19 protein-coding genes are annotated in these 18,463 nt (G+C 64.6%); 3 read left to right on the top strand and 16 right to left on the bottom strand.

The window, feature by feature from the left end; genetic code table 11:
• Positions 1-366: 366 nt before the first annotated feature.
• The 12 genes from LQG66_RS37220 to LQG66_RS37165 form a co-directional block, all read right to left on the bottom strand.
• A complete protein-coding gene (locus LQG66_RS37220) occupies positions 367-2,106 on the bottom strand; it encodes a nitrilase-related carbon-nitrogen hydrolase (RefSeq protein ID WP_231321992.1) in 1,740 nt (579 codons plus the stop codon).
• A 15-nt stretch (positions 2,107-2,121) separates the two neighbouring features.
• Positions 2,122-3,111 carry an acetamidase/formamidase family protein gene (locus LQG66_RS37215; RefSeq protein ID WP_231321989.1) on the bottom strand — a complete coding sequence of 330 codons (990 nt, stop codon included), beginning with the start codon at positions 3,109-3,111 and terminating at the stop codon, positions 2,122-2,124.
• Positions 3,112-3,150: 39 nt separating this feature from the next.
• On the bottom strand, positions 3,151-3,867 hold the full coding sequence (locus tag LQG66_RS37210; RefSeq protein ID WP_231321987.1) for an ABC transporter ATP-binding protein: 717 nt from the start codon (positions 3,865-3,867) through the stop codon (positions 3,151-3,153).
• A complete protein-coding gene (locus LQG66_RS37205) occupies positions 3,860-4,576 on the bottom strand; it encodes an ABC transporter ATP-binding protein (protein WP_231321985.1) in 717 nt (238 codons plus the stop codon). The genes LQG66_RS37210 and LQG66_RS37205 overlap by 8 nt, the downstream gene beginning before the upstream one ends.
• Positions 4,576-5,640 (bottom strand): branched-chain amino acid ABC transporter permease, encoded by a 1,065-nt coding sequence (locus tag LQG66_RS37200; protein ID WP_231321968.1) that lies wholly within the window; start codon positions 5,638-5,640, stop codon positions 4,576-4,578. The genes LQG66_RS37205 and LQG66_RS37200 overlap by 1 nt, the downstream gene beginning before the upstream one ends.
• Before the next feature lie 11 nt (positions 5,641-5,651).
• Positions 5,652-6,524, bottom strand: a complete 873-nt coding sequence (locus LQG66_RS37195; RefSeq protein WP_231321965.1) for an ABC transporter permease subunit — start codon at positions 6,522-6,524, stop codon at positions 5,652-5,654.
• Between the two features lie 93 nt (positions 6,525-6,617).
• A complete protein-coding gene (locus LQG66_RS37190; protein WP_231321963.1) occupies positions 6,618-7,856 on the bottom strand; it encodes an urea ABC transporter substrate-binding protein in 1,239 nt (412 codons plus the stop codon).
• 9 nt (positions 7,857-7,865) lie between these two features.
• On the bottom strand, positions 7,866-8,531 hold the full coding sequence (locus tag LQG66_RS37185) for an ANTAR domain-containing response regulator (protein WP_231321961.1): 666 nt from the start codon (positions 8,529-8,531) through the stop codon (positions 7,866-7,868).
• Positions 8,528-9,688, bottom strand: a complete 1,161-nt coding sequence (locus LQG66_RS37180) for a transporter substrate-binding domain-containing protein (RefSeq protein WP_231321952.1) — start codon at positions 9,686-9,688, stop codon at positions 8,528-8,530. Before LQG66_RS37180 ends, LQG66_RS37185 begins: the two co-directional genes overlap by 4 nt.
• Before the next feature lie 299 nt (positions 9,689-9,987).
• Positions 9,988-10,248: a hypothetical protein gene (locus LQG66_RS37175; RefSeq protein WP_425601271.1), complete on the bottom strand. Its 261-nt coding sequence runs from the start codon at positions 10,246-10,248 to the stop codon at positions 9,988-9,990.
• A 268-nt stretch (positions 10,249-10,516) separates the two neighbouring features.
• On the bottom strand, positions 10,517-10,726 hold the full coding sequence (locus LQG66_RS37170) for a PRC-barrel domain containing protein (RefSeq protein ID WP_231321951.1): 210 nt from the start codon (positions 10,724-10,726) through the stop codon (positions 10,517-10,519).
• A gap of 143 nt (positions 10,727-10,869) precedes the next feature.
• Positions 10,870-12,537 carry a tannase/feruloyl esterase family alpha/beta hydrolase gene (locus tag LQG66_RS37165; RefSeq protein WP_231321949.1) on the bottom strand — a complete coding sequence of 556 codons (1,668 nt, stop codon included), beginning with the start codon at positions 12,535-12,537 and terminating at the stop codon, positions 10,870-10,872.
• A 198-nt stretch (positions 12,538-12,735) separates the two neighbouring features.
• On the opposite strand from LQG66_RS37165, the gene LQG66_RS37160 reads away from it, so the two are divergent.
• A complete protein-coding gene (locus tag LQG66_RS37160; protein ID WP_231321947.1) occupies positions 12,736-14,118 on the top strand; it encodes an LLM class flavin-dependent oxidoreductase in 1,383 nt (460 codons plus the stop codon).
• Between the two features lie 26 nt (positions 14,119-14,144).
• Here LQG66_RS37160 and LQG66_RS37155 read toward each other — a convergent pair whose 3' ends face one another.
• Positions 14,145-14,795: an aspartate/glutamate racemase family protein gene (locus LQG66_RS37155; RefSeq protein ID WP_231321945.1), complete on the bottom strand. Its 651-nt coding sequence runs from the start codon at positions 14,793-14,795 to the stop codon at positions 14,145-14,147.
• A 317-nt stretch (positions 14,796-15,112) separates the two neighbouring features.
• Positions 15,113-15,775, bottom strand: a complete 663-nt coding sequence (locus LQG66_RS37150) for an O-methyltransferase (RefSeq protein ID WP_231321943.1) — start codon at positions 15,773-15,775, stop codon at positions 15,113-15,115.
• Positions 15,776-15,867: 92 nt separating this feature from the next.
• Here LQG66_RS37150 and LQG66_RS37145 point away from each other — a divergent pair, with 92 nt between their 5' ends.
• Together LQG66_RS37145 and LQG66_RS37140 are read left to right on the top strand one after the other, a co-directional pair.
• The gene (locus LQG66_RS37145) at positions 15,868-16,515 is read left to right on the top strand and encodes a TetR/AcrR family transcriptional regulator (protein ID WP_231321940.1); all 648 of its coding nucleotides are present in this window, start codon (positions 15,868-15,870) and stop codon (positions 16,513-16,515) included.
• A 202-nt stretch (positions 16,516-16,717) separates the two neighbouring features.
• A complete protein-coding gene (locus LQG66_RS37140; protein ID WP_231321938.1) occupies positions 16,718-17,401 on the top strand; it encodes a hypothetical protein in 684 nt (227 codons plus the stop codon).
• A gap of 247 nt (positions 17,402-17,648) precedes the next feature.
• Here the strand turns inward: LQG66_RS37140 and LQG66_RS37135 are convergent, their stop codons facing one another.
• Positions 17,649-17,861: a hypothetical protein gene (locus LQG66_RS37135; RefSeq protein WP_231321935.1), complete on the bottom strand. Its 213-nt coding sequence runs from the start codon at positions 17,859-17,861 to the stop codon at positions 17,649-17,651.
• Between the two features lie 370 nt (positions 17,862-18,231).
• Positions 18,232-18,447 carry a hypothetical protein gene (locus LQG66_RS37130; RefSeq protein ID WP_231321932.1) on the bottom strand — a complete coding sequence of 72 codons (216 nt, stop codon included), beginning with the start codon at positions 18,445-18,447 and terminating at the stop codon, positions 18,232-18,234.
• Positions 18,448-18,463 lie beyond the last annotated feature (16 nt).

Raw genomic sequence — 18,463 nt, 5'->3', positions numbered from 1 at the left:
CACTTATTAGTTCACGAACTAATTAGTGCATCATCTTCGATCGTCTGTTTCGCCGAAGAAGTCCCGATGTCCGGGGCGCTTCAAATAGCTGATTTTCAGAGACCGTCAAGAGCAATTCCGAAGAAAAACTCAGGAGCCAGTCGGAAGAAAAAACATCGAAAGAAAACAACGTCGGTCCCGAAAGTCGGGTGCCTCAGTCATCAGTGATGTCCGGCTGGCGTGGTGGTGAGATAGTGCGATGCCGCATCCCGTGCAAGAACTTTTTGCGACGGCTGTGCAGAATTGTGGATAGCGCTGTCGCACCCCGCTCTGCGCCCCGTCACACGCCGTTTCCGTTCCATTTTGGAACGGATGGCGCGTGCAGCGTCAGAAGTTGCTCGCTTTCGCTTGCACCAGACCGCGGTAGGCGTGGGGCATGCGCATGCAGACGAGATCTTTCCGCCGGACGACGTTGGTTGGATAGACGCTGTCGAGATTGCTGGTGTCGATCTCGATGCTCGCGATCCCCTCCCCGCCTGCGATGATCGCCTCGCGGCGCGGAAACGCGAACGTATCCGGACCGAACACGCCGCTGAGCCCGGGATAGCCGTTCGCGGCATCGCACACATTCGCGAATGCGAAGTAGGCGTTGTTCTCGCCACCGCGAACTCGGAAGTGGTGCCAGTGATGCGGATCGGCGCCGGTCGGGATCGGCGCGGGCTGCGCCACCTCCGTCCCGGCATGCGCCGAGCTGAAGGAGCCCTTCACCGCGGCCGGACACACGATCAGGTCGCAGCCGCGCAATGCGAGCACGCGACCTGCCTCCGGAAACGTCGCATCGTGGCCGATCAAGACGCCGATCCGCCCCAGGGGGGTGTCGACGACGGTCCACGCATCCCCGGCGCTGGCCCAGCTGCGCTCGGCCGTCGTGAGATGGGTCTTGCGATAAATTGAGATTGTCCCGTCCGGTGCCACCAGGACGGCCGAATTATAGGTGGTATCTCCGTCACGTTCTGCAAGCCCGCAGACGATGGTCAGCCCCTGCTCTGCCGCGATGGCGGCGAGCCTTGCCGTGATGGGGCCCGGGATCAGCTCGGCGGCTGCCGCCGGATCGGTCAGCCCTGTTGCCGCAAGTTCCGGGAACACGACGAGCTCGGCGCCGTCGACCTTCGCCGCGGCAGCCAAGTCTCCAATGCGCGCCAGGTTGGCAGCGACGTCGGACGCCGGCGCAAATTGCGCCACGCTGATGCGGGAGCGTTTGCCCACGGGCCACGGCTGATGGCCGTACAGACCAAAGAAGTCGCGCGGGTTCCAGCTGTAGGTGTTGGTCAGCAGATCCGGATACAGCTCCGGCCGGCGCTGCGCGAACACGGGCTCGCCGAGCACGCGCCGCGCTCGCGTTGCCGCGAGATCGATTTCGGCCAGCGCGACGCCGTCGCCCTTGTCGATCACGGCCGGATGCGTGCCGTCGGGGGCAATGACGCAGCTGCCGCCGGAGAACTGCACGGTGCGCTCCAGCCCCCAGCGGTTGCTCTCGATCACGTAGCAGGAATTTTCGAAAGCGCGGCTGATCCAGTATGGCGCCGGCGTGCGCTCGGCGAGCCAGTTCGAGATGTGGCAGATGATGTCGGCGCCGCCGAGCGCCATCAGCCGCGCCGTCTCGACGAAATGAATGTCCATGCAGATCAGCAGCGCGATCCGGCCGATGGGAGTTTCGAACACCTGGTTGTGCAGGTCGCCCGCCGCCGCCCATTTCGGCTCGGAGATATAGGGATGCGTCTTGCGGTGCCGGCCGATGACGCCGTCGGGACCGATCAGCACCGCGCTGTTGTAGTAGATGTCGTCGTCATCGACCTCGGGCATGCCGATCACGATGGTGCAGCCGTGACGCTTCGCCAGCGCCGCGAAGCGGTGCGTGGTCGAGCCCGGCACCTTCTCGACGAACGGCGCCACCTCTGCGCGGTCGTACCAGCAATAGCCGGTCGTGCCCATCTCCGGCGTCACGATCAGCTTCGCGCCCGACAGCGCCGCCTGCTCGCAGAGCTCGAGCAGGCCCGCGACGTTGCGCTCCTTGTCGCCCAATGTCGGCTCGAACTGGACGGTGGCGACCTTGACCTTCGACGACATCTCCGCCCTTCCCCGTCAGACCAGGAACGATTTCTTGATCGAGGCGCCGAGCGTGTATTTCGGATCGACCATGTTGCCGAGACGGACGCGCCCGGCCTGCGTCAGCAGCATGTAGGCGTCGATCTCCTCGAAGCCGTAGTCGGCCGCCATCCAGCGGCACAGCTCGCGATAGGCGATGCGCGCAGCATCCTCCATCGGCCGCGCCGAGCCGATGGTCATGATGACATCCTTAGTTTCGAGCCGCGGCCACGCAATGTGCCAGCCCTTGATCAGGTCGACCTGCACCGTCGTGACCGTCGGGTGCTCGATCGCAACACCGCACAATTCGCCGTCGCCCTGCGCGGCATGGCAGTCGCCGAGATAGAGCAGCGCGCCCTTGGTGTTGACCGGCAGATAGATGACCGCGCCGACGCCGACATCCGGCAGGTCCATGTTGCCGCCATAGTAGTCCGGGACCAGCGAGGAGATCGCCTCGATCTCCGGCGAGGTGCCGATGGTGCCGATGAACGGCTCATAGGGCAGCGTGATCTTGTCGTTCCAGACGGTGCCCTTTTCGGCCGTGATTTCGAGCTTTTTCACCCGCTCCGGCAGCGCCGGATTGAGCAACGCGGTGCTGCCGGTCGAGACCAGCCCGCCGAAATCCGGCATGACCACGGTGGTGCCACGCGGCTGCGGTCCCCGCGGCACGATGCTCTCGATGTAGACCGCGAGCGTGTCGCCCTTCTCGGCGCCGTTGACGTAGATCGGGCCGTTCTGCGGATTGAGGAACGGGAAGTTCAGGATCTTCGACGGACTGTCGGTCTCGTATTTGATGGCGCCCTCGAAGGCGTCGTGCGTCTCGGCGGAGACAACCGCACCGGGATCAATGGTCAGCACCGGATCGACATAGGGTCCGTAGACGTAGTGATACTTGCCCTGGTCCTTCTCGGTGATGACGTGGTGCACGCCGCGCGCACCCTTGGCGACGCCCTTGCGGGCCATGATCGACTCCGACTGCCAGGCCATGCTCGTTCTCCTTGTGCTCGTTGTTCAAGTTTCTTCAGCTTAGACGGCGAGGTGGCGGCGCATCTCGGTGGCGTCGTCGAGCGCCTCGCGCGCCAGGCTCGCGGTGATGCGGCCCTTGTCCATGACGTAGCAGCGCTGCGCCATGGCCCGGATCATGTCGAGATTCTGCTCGACCAGGATGATGGTGACGCCGGTCCTGCGGTTGAGCTCGACCATGTTGCGCGCGATGTCCTGGACGATGTTGGGCTGGATGCCTTCCGAGGGTTCATCGAGCAGGATCAGATGCGGATCGGCGATCAGCACGCGGCCGATCGCGAGTTGCTGCTGCTGGCCGCCGGACATGGTGCCCGCCCTTTGCGTCCAGCGTTCCCCCAGAATGGGGAATGCGCCGACGACGCGCTGCCGTCCCTCTTCCGGAATGCCGCCGCCCTTGATCGCCGCACCGACGGCGATGTTCTCGCCCACGGTCAGACGTGGAAAGACGTCGCGGCCCTGCGGCACGTAGCCCATCCCGAGCCGCGCCCGCTTGTGCGCCGGCAGATGCTCGACGGCCTCGCCGCGATAGACGATCGAGCCCGACATCGCCGGCACGAGACCGATCAGGCTCTTCATCAGGGTCGATTTGCCGACGCCGTTGCGGCCGATCACCGCGACGATCTCGCCTTCGCGGACCTCGATCTCGAGCCCCTGCAGCACCGGCTTGCCACCATAGCTGGCACGCAAGCCGAGCGTCGTGAGGATGACTTCCTTACGCATGCGCCTGCCCCAGATAGATCGCCGCGACCCGCTCGTCGGCCACGATCTCGTCGATCGAGCCCTGCGCGAACACCTGGCCGAGATGCAGCACGGTGACGCGCTGCGCGACCTGACGCACGAAGGCCATGTCGTGCTCGATCGCGAGCACGGTCATGCCGGCCGCATTCAGCCGGCGTACCATCTCGCCGGTCATGTGCGTCTCCTCCGGCGACATGCCGGCGGTGGGCTCGTCGAGCAGCAGCAGCCGCGGCTTCAGCGCGATCGCCATGCCGATCTCCAGCCACTGCTTCTGGCCGTGGCTGAGATTGCCGGCCAGCTGCGCCCGCTCGGCTTCGAGATTGAGGAAGGCCAACAGCCGGTCGATCTCCCTGGCGAGCGCCACGCCGTGGAGCCGGCTCTGCAGCGCGATCTCGAGGTTCTGCCGAACCGACAGGCCCTTGAACACGCCGGGCACCTGGAACTTGACGGAGAGGCCGCGGCGGATGCGCGCGAAGGATTTTAGCGCCGTGATGTCCTCGCCGGCGAAGCAGATCTGACCGCTGCCCGGATGATGCTCGCCGAGGATCAAACGGAACAGCGTGCTCTTGCCGGCGCCGTTCGGTCCGATCAGACAGTGGATCTCGCCCTGCTCCAGCACGAGGTTGACCGAGTTCGTGACGTGCAGGCCGCCGAAATGCTTGTTGACGTCGCGCAATTGCAGCAGCGCCATCACGCCGCCTCCTGCTTGCGCTGGGTCACGAGTTTCGTGATCCAGGTGATCACACCGAGCACGAGCCCGCTGGGCGCGATCAGCACGGTCAGCACCAGCAGCACGCCCATGAACACCAGCGCGTACTGGCTGCCATAGATGGTCAGCGCCTGGAAACCTGAGAGCACCACCAGCGTGCCAATGATGGTGGCCGTGAGGTCGCTGCGGCCGCCGACGGCGACCCAGATCAGCGGCAGCGACGCTGCCGTCATGCCCATGCTGGAGGGCGTGATGTACTGGCCCCACACGGTGTAGAGGACGCCGGAGAGGCCGGCGAGGGCAGCGCCGATGACGAAGGTGATCAGCTGATATTTTCTGATATCGTAGCCCAGCATCTCCGCACGCTCGGGATTTTCCCGGATCGCGACGATGACGTTGCCGAACGCGGAGTTCATCAGGATGCGCAGGCCGAGATAGACCAGCACGAGCATCGCGAGCACGACGTAGTAGAGCCCGACATCGGCGAACAACACGATCGGCCCGCCGAACCAGGGAATGGTCAGCGGCGGCATCGCGCTCATGCCGTTGAAGCCGTTGAGTCTGGCAGCGCCGATGCGCCATTCGGGACCTGCGGTCTGCGCCATGAAGCGCTCGAGCATCAGGGTCACGGCCAAGGTGACGATGCCGAGGAAGACGCCGGCGATGCGGCCGAAGAACATGAAATAGCCGAGCAGCGCCGCGATCAGTGCGGCCATGGCGACGGCAAGCAGCAGCGCGATCCAGGTGAAGCCGTAAGATGCGCCGAAATTGATGGTGAGGATGCCGTAGCTGTAACCGGCGATGCCGAAGAACGCGGTCTGGCCGAACGACAACGAGCCGCCATAGCCCCAGATCAGGCTGAGGCTGAGCGCGATGAACACCCAGACGAAGAAGTAGACGGTGTTGCCGACGGTGTAGCCGTCGCTGAATAGCGGATAGGCCACCGCGCCCGCCAGCACCAGCGCGAACAACGCCCAGAACGCGCGGCCTCGGCCGAGCGTCTGCGGTCCTTCGAGACGGCGAAACAGGGAGAGAAATCCGGTCATCGCGGCACTCCTCACGTCCGCTCGCGCAGCACGAAGCCGGAGATGCCTTTCGGCAGCACCCGGACCACGATGATCACCGCGATCAAGAGCCCGATCTGGCCGAACAACTGGCCCTGCCAGGACGTCATGCCCGATTTCACGATGGCGAGGATGCCGCCGGCCGGCGCGGTGCCGAGGAAGACGTCGGCGCCGCCGATCACGACGGTGACGAAGGCCTCCATGATGAAGGTCGCGCCCATGGTCGGCACCAGGGTCATGGTCGGCGCGTAGAGCCCTCCGGCGAGACCGGCGAGCCCTGCCCCGCAGGCGAAGGTCAGGCTGTAGATCAGGCGGGTATCGACGCCCAGCGCCGCCGCCATGTGCGGCACCTGGATGGTGGCGCGCGCGAGCACGCCGAATCGGGTCCAGTTGAACAGCGCATAGAGCGCACCGAGCACGGCCAGTGCCGCGACGAACAGGACGATGCGATAGATCGAGTACGAATAGGCGCCAACCTGGAAGCTGCCGAACGGCGTACCGACCCCGGCCATCGTCGACCCGACCAGGATCAGCGTGCCTTGCGTGGCGATCAGGCTGAGACCCCAGGTCGCGACGATGGTGTCGAGCGGCCGGTCATAGAGATGCCGGATGACCAGCAGCTCGACGAGGACACCGACCAGCGCCGAGACCAGCGTGCCGCAGACGATGCCGAGCGGCAGCGGTAGGCCGGCATGCACGGTCGCTGCGGTGACATAGGCGCCGCACATGATGAACTCGCCATGGGCGAGATTGATCACGCCCATCATGCCGAAGATCACCGCGAGCCCACAGGCCGACAGCACCAGGAAGGCGAACGCGTCACCGAACTGGTAGAGCGCAGAGAATGCGAGGGTTGCGATGTCCATGGGTCCGTCGGGTCTGACTGGGAAGCGGAGTGGCGCGATGAGCGTGTCATCGTTGCCCCGGCGTGAGGGGACGCCGGGGCAACGACCCGCCGATCAGGGCTTCGGCGGCGGATTCGACGGCGTGTATTGCGCCATCGGATCCTTCTTGGTCAGGTCGCAGCCGGCGTCGCCCAGCCAGTACGGCTTGATGTCCTCCCAGACCTTCGGGAACGAGATCGAATGATCGGCGCCGACCTTGGCGAGATAGATCGTGTGGGACATGTGCTGGCTCTTGGGGTCGATGCAGACCTTGCCTTCCGGCGCATCCATGCAGACGTCGCCCGTCGCGATCACCTTGCGGATCTCGTCGCGATTGGTCGACTTCGCCCGCTCCACCATCTGCTTGTAGAGATAGAGCGCGAGATAGGAATTCTCGGCCTCCTGGTTCACGTAGGGCTCGTTCGGGAACTTGGCCTTGAACTTGGCGTAGAATTCCTTGCTTTTCGGGCTATCGATCTCCTCGATGTAGTTGGTGGTGACGTACATGTCCTTCAGGCTCGGCGGCTTGAAGCGCTTGTGCTCGTAGCCCTGGCCGACATTGACGGACGACGCCATCGGCAGGTTGACGTTGGCGGAGGCCGCCTGCTCGTAATAGGAGGCCTGCGCGGTGCCGACCAGCAGGGTCACGACGAAGTCGGGCTTGGCCTTCTGGATGTTCTGGATGCTCTGCGAGAACTGCGACACGCCGAGCGGGATGAACTCCTCGCCGGCCATCTCGCCGCCGTTCTCCTTGACGATCTTGCGCACCCACTCGGCCGAGATCTGACCGAAATTGTAGTCGGCGGCCAGCGTGTAGACCTTCTTGCCGTAGGCCTGCATCATGTAGGGGATCAGCGTCGAGAACTGCTGCTCGGGGACTGCGCCGGTCACCACCATGTGGCCGTCGCAGACACCGCCTTCATACTGGTTGTTGTAGAAGGCGAAGCCGTTGAACTGGTCGACGATCGGCCGATAGGCCTCGCGCGAGGCCGAGGAGAAGCCGGCGAACACGGCGTCGACCTTGTCACGCTGCAGCACGCGTCGCATGAATTCCTGGTAGCGGGTGTTGTCCGACTGGGTGTCGTAGGTCACGAGTTCGAGCGGCCGGCCCATGATGCCGCCAGCCTTGTTGATCTCCTCGGCGGCGAGCTGGATCGCGTGGACCTTGCCGATGGTGGCGGCGGCGAAGTCGCCGGACTGGTCCTCCAGCACGCCGAGCTTGATCGGGTTTTCCGCAGCAAATGCGCCTGACGCGAAGACAAGCGTCCCCGAGAGGGCCGCGGCGCGCAGCCCTCGCACTACAGATCTGGTCATGTGATGCTCCTACATCGCTTGCTTGTTGCCGCCTTGCAGCGTGACGCTGCTCGTGCGGTCCGGCGTATCGGGCGGCCTCGCCCGTCTCTTCAGGAACTCCTCGCAGTAGAGCTCCAGGCTCTGCCGCGCCCGCATGCTGTCGCGGCGAAGCGCGGAATAGGCGTCGTCGTCGTTGAGACCCGTCTCCTGCATCAGAGCCACGACGGCGCGGATGACCGCGCGGCGGCCGCGACGGCGGCTCTCGAGATCCTGCAGCTTCTCGTACATCTCCGTGCGCAGCAGGAACTGGTTGATGCCCAGGAACAGCGACGTGTAGACGGCGCCGCCATGCACGGGCTTGCGCAGGAACGAGGTGGCGCCGAGATTGACCAGCGCCTTGAGCCGGCTCGGCGCCTCGACGCCGACCAGACCGATCACCGGCACCGGCGGCAGCCGCGACGCCGGATCGACCTCGATCGCCACGGCGCCTTCCAGGTCGCCATCGATGAACAGGATGTCGCGCTCCGGAAGCAAGGCGGCAATGTCGATCTGCGCGCGGCTATCGACGATGTCCGGGTAGTCACAGGCAACGCCCAGCTTGGCGAGCGTCGTTTCCAAGGTGGTTTCCCACCCCGCCCGCTTCGTGATCACGAGCGCGCGGCCGCCCTTGAAGTTCTGCAGCAATCGGAAGGTCATGACTTCACCATTCGGAGCAGCGGAGGACGCATTGATGTCGCGAAGCGCGGCGACGACTGCACGAGATAGGGATCGGGCGCGATCGGCTGGCGCGCCTCCAGCAGCAGTTCGAACTGGCCGTCGGCCGCGGACCGGCCGATGCGCGGCGTCAGCCAGGCGTGATAGGTCTGCGGATCGATCCGCACCTCGCCCTGCGGCGCCAGCAGGCGCTGGTTGGCCACGGCTGATCGCACCAGGCGCGATTCGTCGCTGCCGGCCTGTGTCAGAGTGGCAGCCAGCAGTTTCACGGCGATGTAGGACGCCTCGGCGTCGGCCGAGACGACCGGACCGTCGGGAAACGCGGCCGTGTAGGCCTGCATGAAAGCCGCGTTCTCGGCCGTGTTCAGCGACGCGAAATACACGCTCGACGACAGGTGGCCGTCGACGGCAGCGGTGCCGATCTCCTGCAGTTCGGGCTCCGACAAGGTGCAGCTGGCGACCGGGATCTGCTTCGCCTGGTCGATACCGGCGGCGCGGCAGGCGGCACGGAAGGCGCGGAAGAACGCGTAGGCGCTGGTGCCGATCAGGTTGTTGAAGACGAAGTCGGGGCGCTGTTCGAGAATGGCGGCGATCACCTGGTCGAACTCGGTGTCGCCGACCGACAGATAGCGCTCGGCCAGCACCGTGCCGCCCCGCGCGGTCAGCGCCTCGCGAAAGATGCGGTTGTTCTCCCAGGCCCAGATGTAGTTCGAGCCGACGCAGAAGGCGCGCTTGCCGACGCGAGAGGCGAGGTAGTCGACCAGCGGCAGCACGTGCTGGTTCGGTGCGGCGCCGGTATAGATGACGTTGTCCGAGCTCTCGAAGCCTTCATAGTGCGACGGATACCAGAGCAGCCCGTCGAACTTCTCGAAGCAGGGAATGACTTCCTTGCGGCTCGACGAGGTGTAGCAGCCGACCACCTGATGGATGCCGGAGCTCAGGAGCTCCCGGGCCAGCGCACGATATTGCGCGAGATCGCCGGCCGGGTTGACCACCACGGGCTCCAGCGCGATCGGACCGTTCGCGGCGTTGATCTCCGCGAGCGCGAGCTGCGCGCCGTTCAGCATCGAGCGTGCGACGACGCTGTACGAGCCGGTCGTCGAGAACATCACCCCGATGCGAAACGTCGTCCGTGTCATTCCGCGTCCCAAAACAAAAAAGCGCCCGTCGGCTGTGAAGCCGAGGGCGCCCTCGCCGCCAACCAAACACGCTTCAAGCAGCGCGGTGTTGGAAATGGTTTGATCGTGTTGCGTCAACGGGCTGCTTTGCCCAACGCATGGACAATACGGTCCCTTAGAACACCTATCCTGTCAAGCGCGTTGTTGCAGCGATGGCTGCACCAATTCATGCTCCCGTGCAGCAAAATGATGCAGGGTGCGACAGACTGGCCCGGCGCATGCAGCGCGTCGACAATTCCGCGTTCGCGCGAGCAGAGAGTTCAGCGCGAACGCGGCACGTCCTGACGGACCGGACTCCTCAGGAACTGATCGAGGTCGGCAATCGCTTCGGCTTCACGCGCCCGGCGCAATTGCTCAGCCTGTTCGACGCCCGGCGGCAAGAGCTCCGCCGTCTCGCGCGCCTTGCGTGCCATCTGCTTCAGACGCTCGCCCAAGGATAAAGTTTGCTTGACGCGCCGACGCCGTTTCTTTTGATCTTCTATTTCCATTTCTTCTGATCTTCTATTTCCGCCCGAACTCATGTCCAGTTTCGCCTGTCATACTACTCAACCGTAGATAATACGTCCACATTCATGCATCAACATAGGTGAATCAAGGATCGGGGAGTGCTCGCTCCGCCATTCGGAAGCTCCCGACACGCACACGATCGCTCCGATGCTAGCTGCGGCACTCGGCAGCACCCGTATCAAATGATACAGAATCGGATCATCGGCCAGCCCGCCGGGAACCGATCGGACCAGAACAGCCTCGCCCGCGCGCATGCGCTGAACATGCCGGCGCCGACCGACGTCACGTTTGCGCGAACTTGATGGTCGAGACCGGCCAGCGTCCCTCATGGCCGCTCAGCTCGATGCGCAGCCCGTGGAACTCGTCGAGATAGAGGTGCTTCACCGTGCCGGCCTTGCCGTCGCTCAACGCCACCGCTTTTCCGATCAGTTCGGCCTGCGCCTGTTCGAATTCGCGCAGGATGCAGAAGGCTCGCGATTTGACGGCAACCATGAGGACCTGTGATGGACTGACGGCGACGATGCAGGGCACGGCTGCGCATGCAGCCGCCCCCGCCGCTCAAGTCGGCATGCGACGGACCAGGGTCAACCGCTCATCAAGCGATCGTGCAGGCCAGTGAAGGCGGCGCCCGACGCTCAGCGGCACTCGAAACTGGCCGCGTCCTCGAGGCTGCCGGTCCCCTTGTAGGCCAGCACCTTCGGGAACGCGCAGATATCCCGCGTCCGGCCCGGCCACGGCACATCCGGCGCACGCCGTGCGGTGGCGCGGATCGACTCCGGCGCCGAGCCGGTGCCCTCCACCCATGTGTCGAGCGCGCTCAGCAGGTCGAACTGGTCGGTCGCAGGCCCCCCGCCGCAATGGTTCATGCCGGGAACCAGGAACAGCCGCGCGAAGCCGTCGGTGTCGGCACCGTACTTCGTCTTGAGCTGATCGACATAGTCGATCGTGTCGAGCGCCGAGAAGATCGGGTCGGCGGCGCCGTGATACAACAGCATCTTGCCGCCCTTGGCCTTGAAGGCGTCGAGATCGGTCGAGGTCGCCGCCTCATATTCCATGCCGGCGTCGAAGCCTCCGGCGCCCTTCATCACCTTCGGCGGATCGCGGTTGAGATCGAAATTGCGCACCCAGGCGACGAGATCGTCCGGCTTCTCCGGTGGGCTCATGAAGTCATAGGCGACGCCGCCGGGAATGAGCGTGAGGTTGCGCGCATTCGGCGGGCTCGATTTCGGCGTGCCGAGCTTCCAGGCGCGCCAGCCGGGCGCGGCGAGGCCGGGATCGTAGGGCCAGCGCGCGTAGATCAGCTGGCCCATGGAATTGCGGCTGCCATCGAACATCAATCGAACGGCCTTGAGCTTGGCGTCCGGCAGGCACTGCGATGTCTGGCCGTCCTTGCAGGCGAGCACGGCCGGATCGAAGCGGCAGGCCATGACATCCTGCACCATGCCGTCCTTGGCACCATCGGCGGCATCGCAGGCCGTGATGACGGCATCGGCGACCGTCTTCAGATCATCATCGGTCAGCGCGCTGCCGACATCCGCCTTGCCGTCGGCACCGGGCGGCGCGATCGCCAGCAGCGCCTGCTCCTGCGCGATCACGTCGATGCCGGCGAGCGGCACGCGATAGGCCGGCGCACCTGCGATCACGCCGTCGAACAACTCGGGAAAACGCTGCGTTACCGCCATGGCCTGGCGGCCGCCATTGGAGCAGCCGACGAAGTAGGAGCGGCGCGGCGCATTGCCGTACAGCTTTTCCGTTGCAGCCTTCGCCGCGGCCGCCACCGGCGGAATCGAGCTGTAGCCCTTGTCGCGCCGCGCCTGCGGATCGAGACCGAACAGATACGGCCCGAGCGCCCCGGGCTCTTCGAGATGGCCGGAATCGGTCGAGGCCACCGCATAGCCGTTGGACAGTCCATTGGGCGGCGTGACACCCGTGACCAGGCCGAGCGCCGGCCGCAGCACCCCGTCGACGCCGCCACCGCCCTGGAAGAAGAATTTTCCGTTCCATGTCGCGGGCAAACGTAGCTCGTAGCCGATCGCATAGGGCTTGCCGTCGATGCCGGTGCGCTCATTGATCCTGCCGCGGATCAGGCAATGGTCCGGCGCGGGTCCGGTGACACCGGCAGGCGCCGGCGGCGCCAGCTGCACGCCGCCCGCGGCGACGAACTCCGCCGCCACGATGCGGCCGCTGCCGGAAAAACCTTGCGCCAGCGCGGCGCAGCTCGCCTTGAAATCCTCCGCATGGACGGAGGCCACAGCCGACGATGTCAGTGCCAGCGCAACCAGCGCCGTGATCCGGATCGCCATCAACCTCGTCTCCCCACATGCGGACCAAGATGCGAGCCAAGGCCCGGCCTGCGCCGTCATTGAAGCCGCGGCGCGCTTGATCCGTTCCGACCATAGCCGAGCTTGCGCACGCTGCAAGCGGCCGTGCGCACGCACGCGATTGAAAACCATCGGCAAAGCATGCCATCTGGTCGCGCACGACAATTTCGAGGGACCATCATGGCTGCGGACATCCGGTTGAATGCGTTTGCGATGAACTGCGTCGGCCACCAGTCGCCCGGCCTGTGGCGGCATCCGCGCGACCGCTCCAGCGACTACAATCGCCTGCCCTATTGGCTCGACCTCGCGAAAACGCTGGAGCGCGGCCGCTTCGACGGGCTGTTCCTCGCCGACGTGCTCGGCGTCTACGACGTCTATGGCGGCAATCCCGACGCGGCGCTGCGCCACGCCATCCAGGTGCCGGTGAACGATCCGATGATGCTGGTTTCGGCGATGGCCGCGGTGACCGAGCATCTCGGCTTCGGCGTCACCTGCACCTTGTCCTACGAGCCGCCCTACCCGTTCGCGCGCCGCATGTCGACGCTGGATCATCTGACGCAAGGCCGCATCGGCTGGAACATCGTCACCGGCTATCTCGACAGCGCCGCGCGCGGCATGGGCAAGGCGCGCCAGACCGCGCATGACGACCGCTACGACGTCGCCGACGAATACATGGAGGTGGTCTACAAATTGTGGGAAGGCAGCTGGGAGGACGACGCCGTCAAGCGCGACCGCGCCAGCGGCATCTTCACCGATCCCGCAAAAGTCCACCGCGTCAGCCATCACGGCGAGAACTACCAGCTCGACGCCATCCATCTGTGCGAGCCGTCGCCGCAGCGGACGCCGGTGCTGTACCAGGCCGGCACCTCGCCGCGCGGCCGCGTCTTCGCCGGCCGCCACGCCGAATGCGTGTTCATGTCCGGCCCCTCGGCCAAGATCATCGCGCCGCGCGTCGCCGCGATCCGCCAGGCCGCCGCCGAGGCGGGGCGCGCAGGAGACGACATCGTCATCTTCAGTATCGCCACCGTGGTGCTCGGCGAGACCGATGCGGAGGCCGAGGCCAAGTTCGCCGACTACCGCCGCTACATCGATCACGAGGCCTCGCTGACCCTGATGTCGGGCTGGACCGGCGTCGACTTCTCGACCTACGACCTCGACCAGCAGGTCCGCCATGTGCTCAACGACGCCGGCCGCAGCGCGATGGACAACGTCACCCGCGCCGATCCGGACCGGGTGTGGACCGTGCGCGAGGTCGCCGAGCATGTCGGCATCGGCGGCATCGGCCCGGTGTTCGTCGGCTCGCCCGCGAAGGTCGCCGACGCGATCGAGGCCTGGATCGAGCAGACCGGCGTCGACGGGCTCAATCTTGCGTTTGCGCTGTCGCCGGAGAGCTTTGCGGATGTTGCCGACATGCTGGTGCCGGAGTTGACGAAGCGCGGCCGCTACAAGAAGGCGTACCAACCGGGAACGTTGCGCGAAAAAATGTTCGGCCGCGCCCGGCTCGCCGCGCCGCATCCGGCGGCAAGCTACCGGCCAAACGCGATGTCGTCCGCAGCGGACTGAAGCCCGGCAGTCGCAGGCCACGCCGTTCAGGCCGGCAGCTGCCGCAGCAGTTGCGCCATCGCCGCCGCGATCGGCTTGATGATGGGGACCTCGAACTGTGGCTGCAGCTGATCGGCGGCCTGCGCCAGCGGACCGCCGCCGATGATCACGGCCTCGGCGCCATCGGCGTCGATGCAGGCCCGCGTCGCCGCGGCCAGCGCAGCGACGAGCCGCGCCGGATCGGCAGCGAGGGCGGCCGGATCACCCTCGGTCAGCCGCGTGCCGGTGAATTGCGCTGACAGCCCGAGCCCGTGTGCGAGAGCCGCGATGCTCGCGACCAGCGCCGGCGTCACGGTGGCGACGCCGAAGCGCCGCCCGCCCTGCGCGGCCGCGCGCATCGCCGCCTCGCCGATTCCCACCACCGGCCGAGAGCCGAAGCTGCGAATCTCGGCCGCGCCGGGATCGCCGAAGGCGGCGACGATGATGCCGTCGCAAGCGTCGCGATGCGCCCGGGCGATCTCGACGACTTCCGTGGCCGACGCGACAAGCGCCGCGCCATCCGTGATCATGGTCGGTGCCCGCTTTGCGGTGGCGCCAAACACCTCGGCCCGATCTCCGCAGCACGACGCCGCGATCGACACCATCATCGCGGTGGTCGCCGCCGAGCTGTTGGGGTTGATCAGAAGGATGCGGGGCATGAGGGTCGATCGCTCACGATGACGGGAGTCTCGTCGTGAACAATTGCCGCCCGCACGTCAACTCCCGGCCTATTCGCTCGTGCGTGCTGATGGGCGATTGCGGATCCCGTGATGGGGTAACTGGACTGATCGTCCCCAACCGCGGTCATGCTCCGCGCAGGCGGAGCATCCAGTACGCCTCGGCGGGTGTGAGACGCGAGGCGTCTGCGTTGACTGGATCGTCCGCCTCCGCAGACGATGACAGCTCGGGTCGAGGAGATGCCGGCCGCCGCGCCACTTGTGCGACCAGCGATATTCGCGCGCGCTCCGCGCAGACGTCACCTGAGCCGCATCGACAACTCGACCTCTTCACCGAACGGCACCGACAGATAGCCGTTGTCAGGCGAACGGACATAGGCGAGATAATCAGGGCTGTGATCGGCATTGTCGGCGACGATGAACGCGCTGGGGCTGAGCCGGCTCTCCAGCAGCGCGAGCACGTCGCCATAGAGCGGCTTGGCGCCGTCGAGCAGAACCAGATCGATCGCATCGGGCAGATCGGCGCCGAGCGTCTGCAGCGCGTCGCCCTGGCGGATCTCGACGAGATCGGCGAGGCCGCCGGCCGCGAGATTGGCGCGGGCACGCGCGATCTTGGATGGCTCGAACTCCGTGGTGATGAGCCGGCCGCCGCCATTGTCGCGCAGCGCCGCGGCGAGGAACAGGGTCGAGATGCCGAACGACGTGCCGAACTCGACGATGGTGCGCGCCCCGAAGCTGCGCGCGAGCATGTAGAGCAGCACACCGGTCTCACGCGAGACCGGCAGCGGAAAGTCCTTCAGTTGCGTGTAGAGCTCGACATGGCCGGACTTGCTGCGCATCAGCTCGTCGGCCCGTTCGAACATGCCGGCGAATGCCGGACTCTCCTCCGGCCGCAGCAGCGCAGCCTCGGCAAGCAGGCGATCCAGCAGCGGTGCCAGCGGTTGAGTGATCAGAGTGTTCATGGGAATCTCCAGGCCTCGTGGGTCGCGTCGTTGTGTCCTGGTCAAAATACGAATATTCATTCGCATTCGCTAATCGCATTTCGGAACACCCCATGGCCCCGCATCGAACAGCCCCGATTTCCGCGCGAAAACAGCCGCAACAGGCGCGCTCGACCGACCTCGTTGCAGCCATTCTGCAGGCTGCTGTTCAGGTTTTGACAAAGGACGGCGCGCAGCGTTTCACCACGGCGCGCGTCGCCGAGAAGGCCGGCGTCAGCATCGGCTCGCTCTATCAGTACTTCCCCAACAAGGCCTCGATCCTGTTCCGGCTGCAGAGCGACGAATGGCAGCAGACGACGAACCTCTTGCGCAGCATCCTGGAGGACAGCAGCCGTCCTCCCTTGGCGCGGTTGCGCGCGCTGGTGCACGCCTTCCTGCAATCGGAGTGCGACGAGGCTCCAGTGCGCGGTGCGCTCGACGACACAGCGCCGCTCTATCGCGACGCGCCCGAGGCCCGGCAGGCCAAGGCAAACGGACGTCGCGCCATGCTGGCGTTCATGCGCGAGGTGCTGCCAGAGGCCGGTGCGCCGGAGCGCGCGCGTGCCGCCGACTTGATCAAGACGACGCTCAGCCAGGTCGGCAAGCACTTCTCGGAAACGCCGCGCAGCCGCGCCGAGATATCAGCCTATGCCGATGCGATGGCGGACATGTTCTGCGCCTACCTGGAGAAGGCCGGCGCACGGCGAGGGCGTGCGCGTTGACAACGCGTGCGCCGTCCGAGTTGCCCGCAGCGCGGTCTCTCCCCACGTCATTCCAGGGTATTCGCGTCCAAAATGGCGAAGCCATTTTAAGGCAGCGCGAATGAGCCCGGAATCCATATCCACAGGCGGTTGTTTGGATCCGACATGCCCCTCCATGGCGCAAACTTCACTGAGGGGATAAGCTGTGCCTCGGAGGTGAGGGATGGACGTTGTCAAGTTCTATCTTTTGGTCATTCGCGAAGCTTTCAAGCATTCGCTAGATATCGCGCAAGCAGTAATTTTCGCCATCGTATTGCTTGCGGGGGCCATTGTTTACGGCAATCCGGGGATTAAGCCAGTGATCGAGGCTTATGATCTGGGAGGTTGGAAAACGATGGCGTTAGTTTTTGGCGGCATTATCGCAATGCGCCTGCTCTTAGCTCCTTATTGGCTGTGGAAAGCCGCCGAATCCAAAACCATTACAACGCCAGAAAAATCCATTGATTATAAACTGACAGTCTCTCGCATTGAGAGCAGGAATGACAAAAAGAAAAAACTGATTCAGATAGTATTTGTTTTGAAAAACCATTCCTACTTCCACTCTCTCACTTACGAAGTAGAGGAAGTATTCGTCGAAGTTCAGGGCAATACCTTTGAGGGGGAGCCAACCTGGTTCAACAAGGGGCAGATCATTCCGCCAGACATGGCGTACAATTTTGAATACCCTACGTTTCCCGTAAAGAAATGGATCGATCTGCCGGGCGCAATTGGACACGCCAAAATCACGTTTAAGTACGGCTCAGCTGGTCAACCATTCACTCGTCGCAAGCGACTAATCACGCCACTTTTCTTTGACAAGAATTCGATCAGAATGACCCCTACGGAGGATTCCGACGAGGCCATTTAAATCAAAGCGGCGAAGAGCCCGAGCGATGCTCAGGTCTTCCACTTGACTGATGCGGACGCGTTCTCAAGGATTTTGCCACCCAGCTCGGCATGCAGCCGTTGAAGCGTACTGAGGGCGCGGCGAGTGTACGGGTCTTTGGTCGGTTGTATTGACATTGGGCCACCTTGCCGATCGAAAAGGTAGGGCAGCATCGCACATTCCTCTTGTCGCCTTTGCGTCGTAATCGCGCCGCCTCGCGTCTCGCACCTCACTGATTGTCGTGGATATGGATTCCGGGCTCGCGCTGACGCGCGCCCCGGAATGACGACCTTTTGGGAGGAGACAGCTCGGCCGACATCATCGCCCAAGATCGTCCGCCGCCCTTCGCCAAAATCCGAAGTTCGCCTGCATTCTCAAGCTGATTTGCCCTGTCCAGTCCTGCCGCGAAAAATATTCTTGTTTCTTTTTTTTCAGAATTCATGATTGAATCACCCCATCCTGCCCGATCGAGGGGCGCTTCGCGAACGTCACGAAACGTTGGTGCGGGATGCGATGGCCGGTTCTCGTCGCAGCGTGCGTCATGCGCGTGGACGGACGATGGGAGCCGGACGGCGAAATCGCGTGGTCCTGATACTCCGACGCTAGTATCAAGTTTGCGACGAAGCTTCGCTTCGCGCAGATGACGGTGGCCAATAAGCCCGGTGCACCGAGGAGAGCGCGTATAAGCCGTAAGCCCATTGCGCAGGGAAGGCCGGATGTCCGGCTGATCCTGTGGTTCCTGCCGCCTGCATTTTTTTCTGCAGGCGGGCCATGGGTGTCAGTCGATGCCCGGCCTTCCCTGTGCCCTCTCTTCAAAGAGGGACGAACGGCAGACACATCTCGGGCGCCTTGCGCGTCGCGAGCGTGAGAGCGGCTGTCCGGCCGAATGCTCCGTCAAACGCGCGCTCGTTGCAGAACAGATTTCTCGCTGCGGCGCCGAATGAAGAATTTTTCTCTTCATCCCGGCCGATCTGCAAAATTGCGCAGGGCATCCGATCCTGCGAATGATCGGTCAGGCTTGCAGGCATCGGCTTTCAGGAGATT

It is taken from the genome of Bradyrhizobium ontarionense (assembly GCF_021088345.1).
Lineage (GTDB): Bacteria > Pseudomonadota > Alphaproteobacteria > Rhizobiales > Xanthobacteraceae > Bradyrhizobium > Bradyrhizobium ontarionense.
This window is presented reverse-complemented; position numbering and strand designations above follow the sequence as displayed.

Coding starts and splice junctions, on each gene's coding strand:
- LQG66_RS37200 (WP_231321968.1), bottom strand. CDS start 5,640: ATGACCGGATTTCTCTCCCTGTTTCGCCGTCTCGAAGGACCGCAGACG.
- LQG66_RS37170 (WP_231321951.1), bottom strand. CDS start 10,726: ATGGTTGCCGTCAAATCGCGAGCCTTCTGCATCCTGCGCGAATTCGAA.
- LQG66_RS37185 (WP_231321961.1), bottom strand. CDS start 8,531: ATGACCTTCCGATTGCTGCAGAACTTCAAGGGCGGCCGCGCGCTCGTG.
- LQG66_RS37145 (WP_231321940.1), top strand. CDS start 15,868: ATGGCCCCGCATCGAACAGCCCCGATTTCCGCGCGAAAACAGCCGCAA.
- LQG66_RS37140 (WP_231321938.1), top strand. CDS start 16,718: ATGGACGTTGTCAAGTTCTATCTTTTGGTCATTCGCGAAGCTTTCAAG.
- LQG66_RS37160 (WP_231321947.1), top strand. CDS start 12,736: ATGGCTGCGGACATCCGGTTGAATGCGTTTGCGATGAACTGCGTCGGC.
- LQG66_RS37205 (WP_231321985.1), bottom strand. CDS start 4,576: ATGGCGCTGCTGCAATTGCGCGACGTCAACAAGCATTTCGGCGGCCTG.
- LQG66_RS37155 (WP_231321945.1), bottom strand. CDS start 14,795: ATGCCCCGCATCCTTCTGATCAACCCCAACAGCTCGGCGGCGACCACC.
- LQG66_RS37165 (WP_231321949.1), bottom strand. CDS start 12,537: ATGGCGATCCGGATCACGGCGCTGGTTGCGCTGGCACTGACATCGTCG.
- LQG66_RS37135 (WP_231321935.1), bottom strand. CDS start 17,861: ATGAATTCTGAAAAAAAAGAAACAAGAATATTTTTCGCGGCAGGACTG.
- LQG66_RS37215 (WP_231321989.1), bottom strand. CDS start 3,111: ATGGCCTGGCAGTCGGAGTCGATCATGGCCCGCAAGGGCGTCGCCAAG.
- LQG66_RS37150 (WP_231321943.1), bottom strand. CDS start 15,775: ATGAACACTCTGATCACTCAACCGCTGGCACCGCTGCTGGATCGCCTG.
- LQG66_RS37190 (WP_231321963.1), bottom strand. CDS start 7,856: ATGACCAGATCTGTAGTGCGAGGGCTGCGCGCCGCGGCCCTCTCGGGG.
- LQG66_RS37180 (WP_231321952.1), bottom strand. CDS start 9,688: ATGACACGGACGACGTTTCGCATCGGGGTGATGTTCTCGACGACCGGC.
- LQG66_RS37175 (WP_425601271.1), bottom strand. CDS start 10,248: ATGAGTTCGGGCGGAAATAGAAGATCAGAAGAAATGGAAATAGAAGAT.
- LQG66_RS37195 (WP_231321965.1), bottom strand. CDS start 6,524: ATGGACATCGCAACCCTCGCATTCTCTGCGCTCTACCAGTTCGGTGAC.
- LQG66_RS37220 (WP_231321992.1), bottom strand. CDS start 2,106: ATGTCGTCGAAGGTCAAGGTCGCCACCGTCCAGTTCGAGCCGACATTG.
- LQG66_RS37130 (WP_231321932.1), bottom strand. CDS start 18,447: ATGCCTGCAAGCCTGACCGATCATTCGCAGGATCGGATGCCCTGCGCA.
- LQG66_RS37210 (WP_231321987.1), bottom strand. CDS start 3,867: ATGCGTAAGGAAGTCATCCTCACGACGCTCGGCTTGCGTGCCAGCTAT.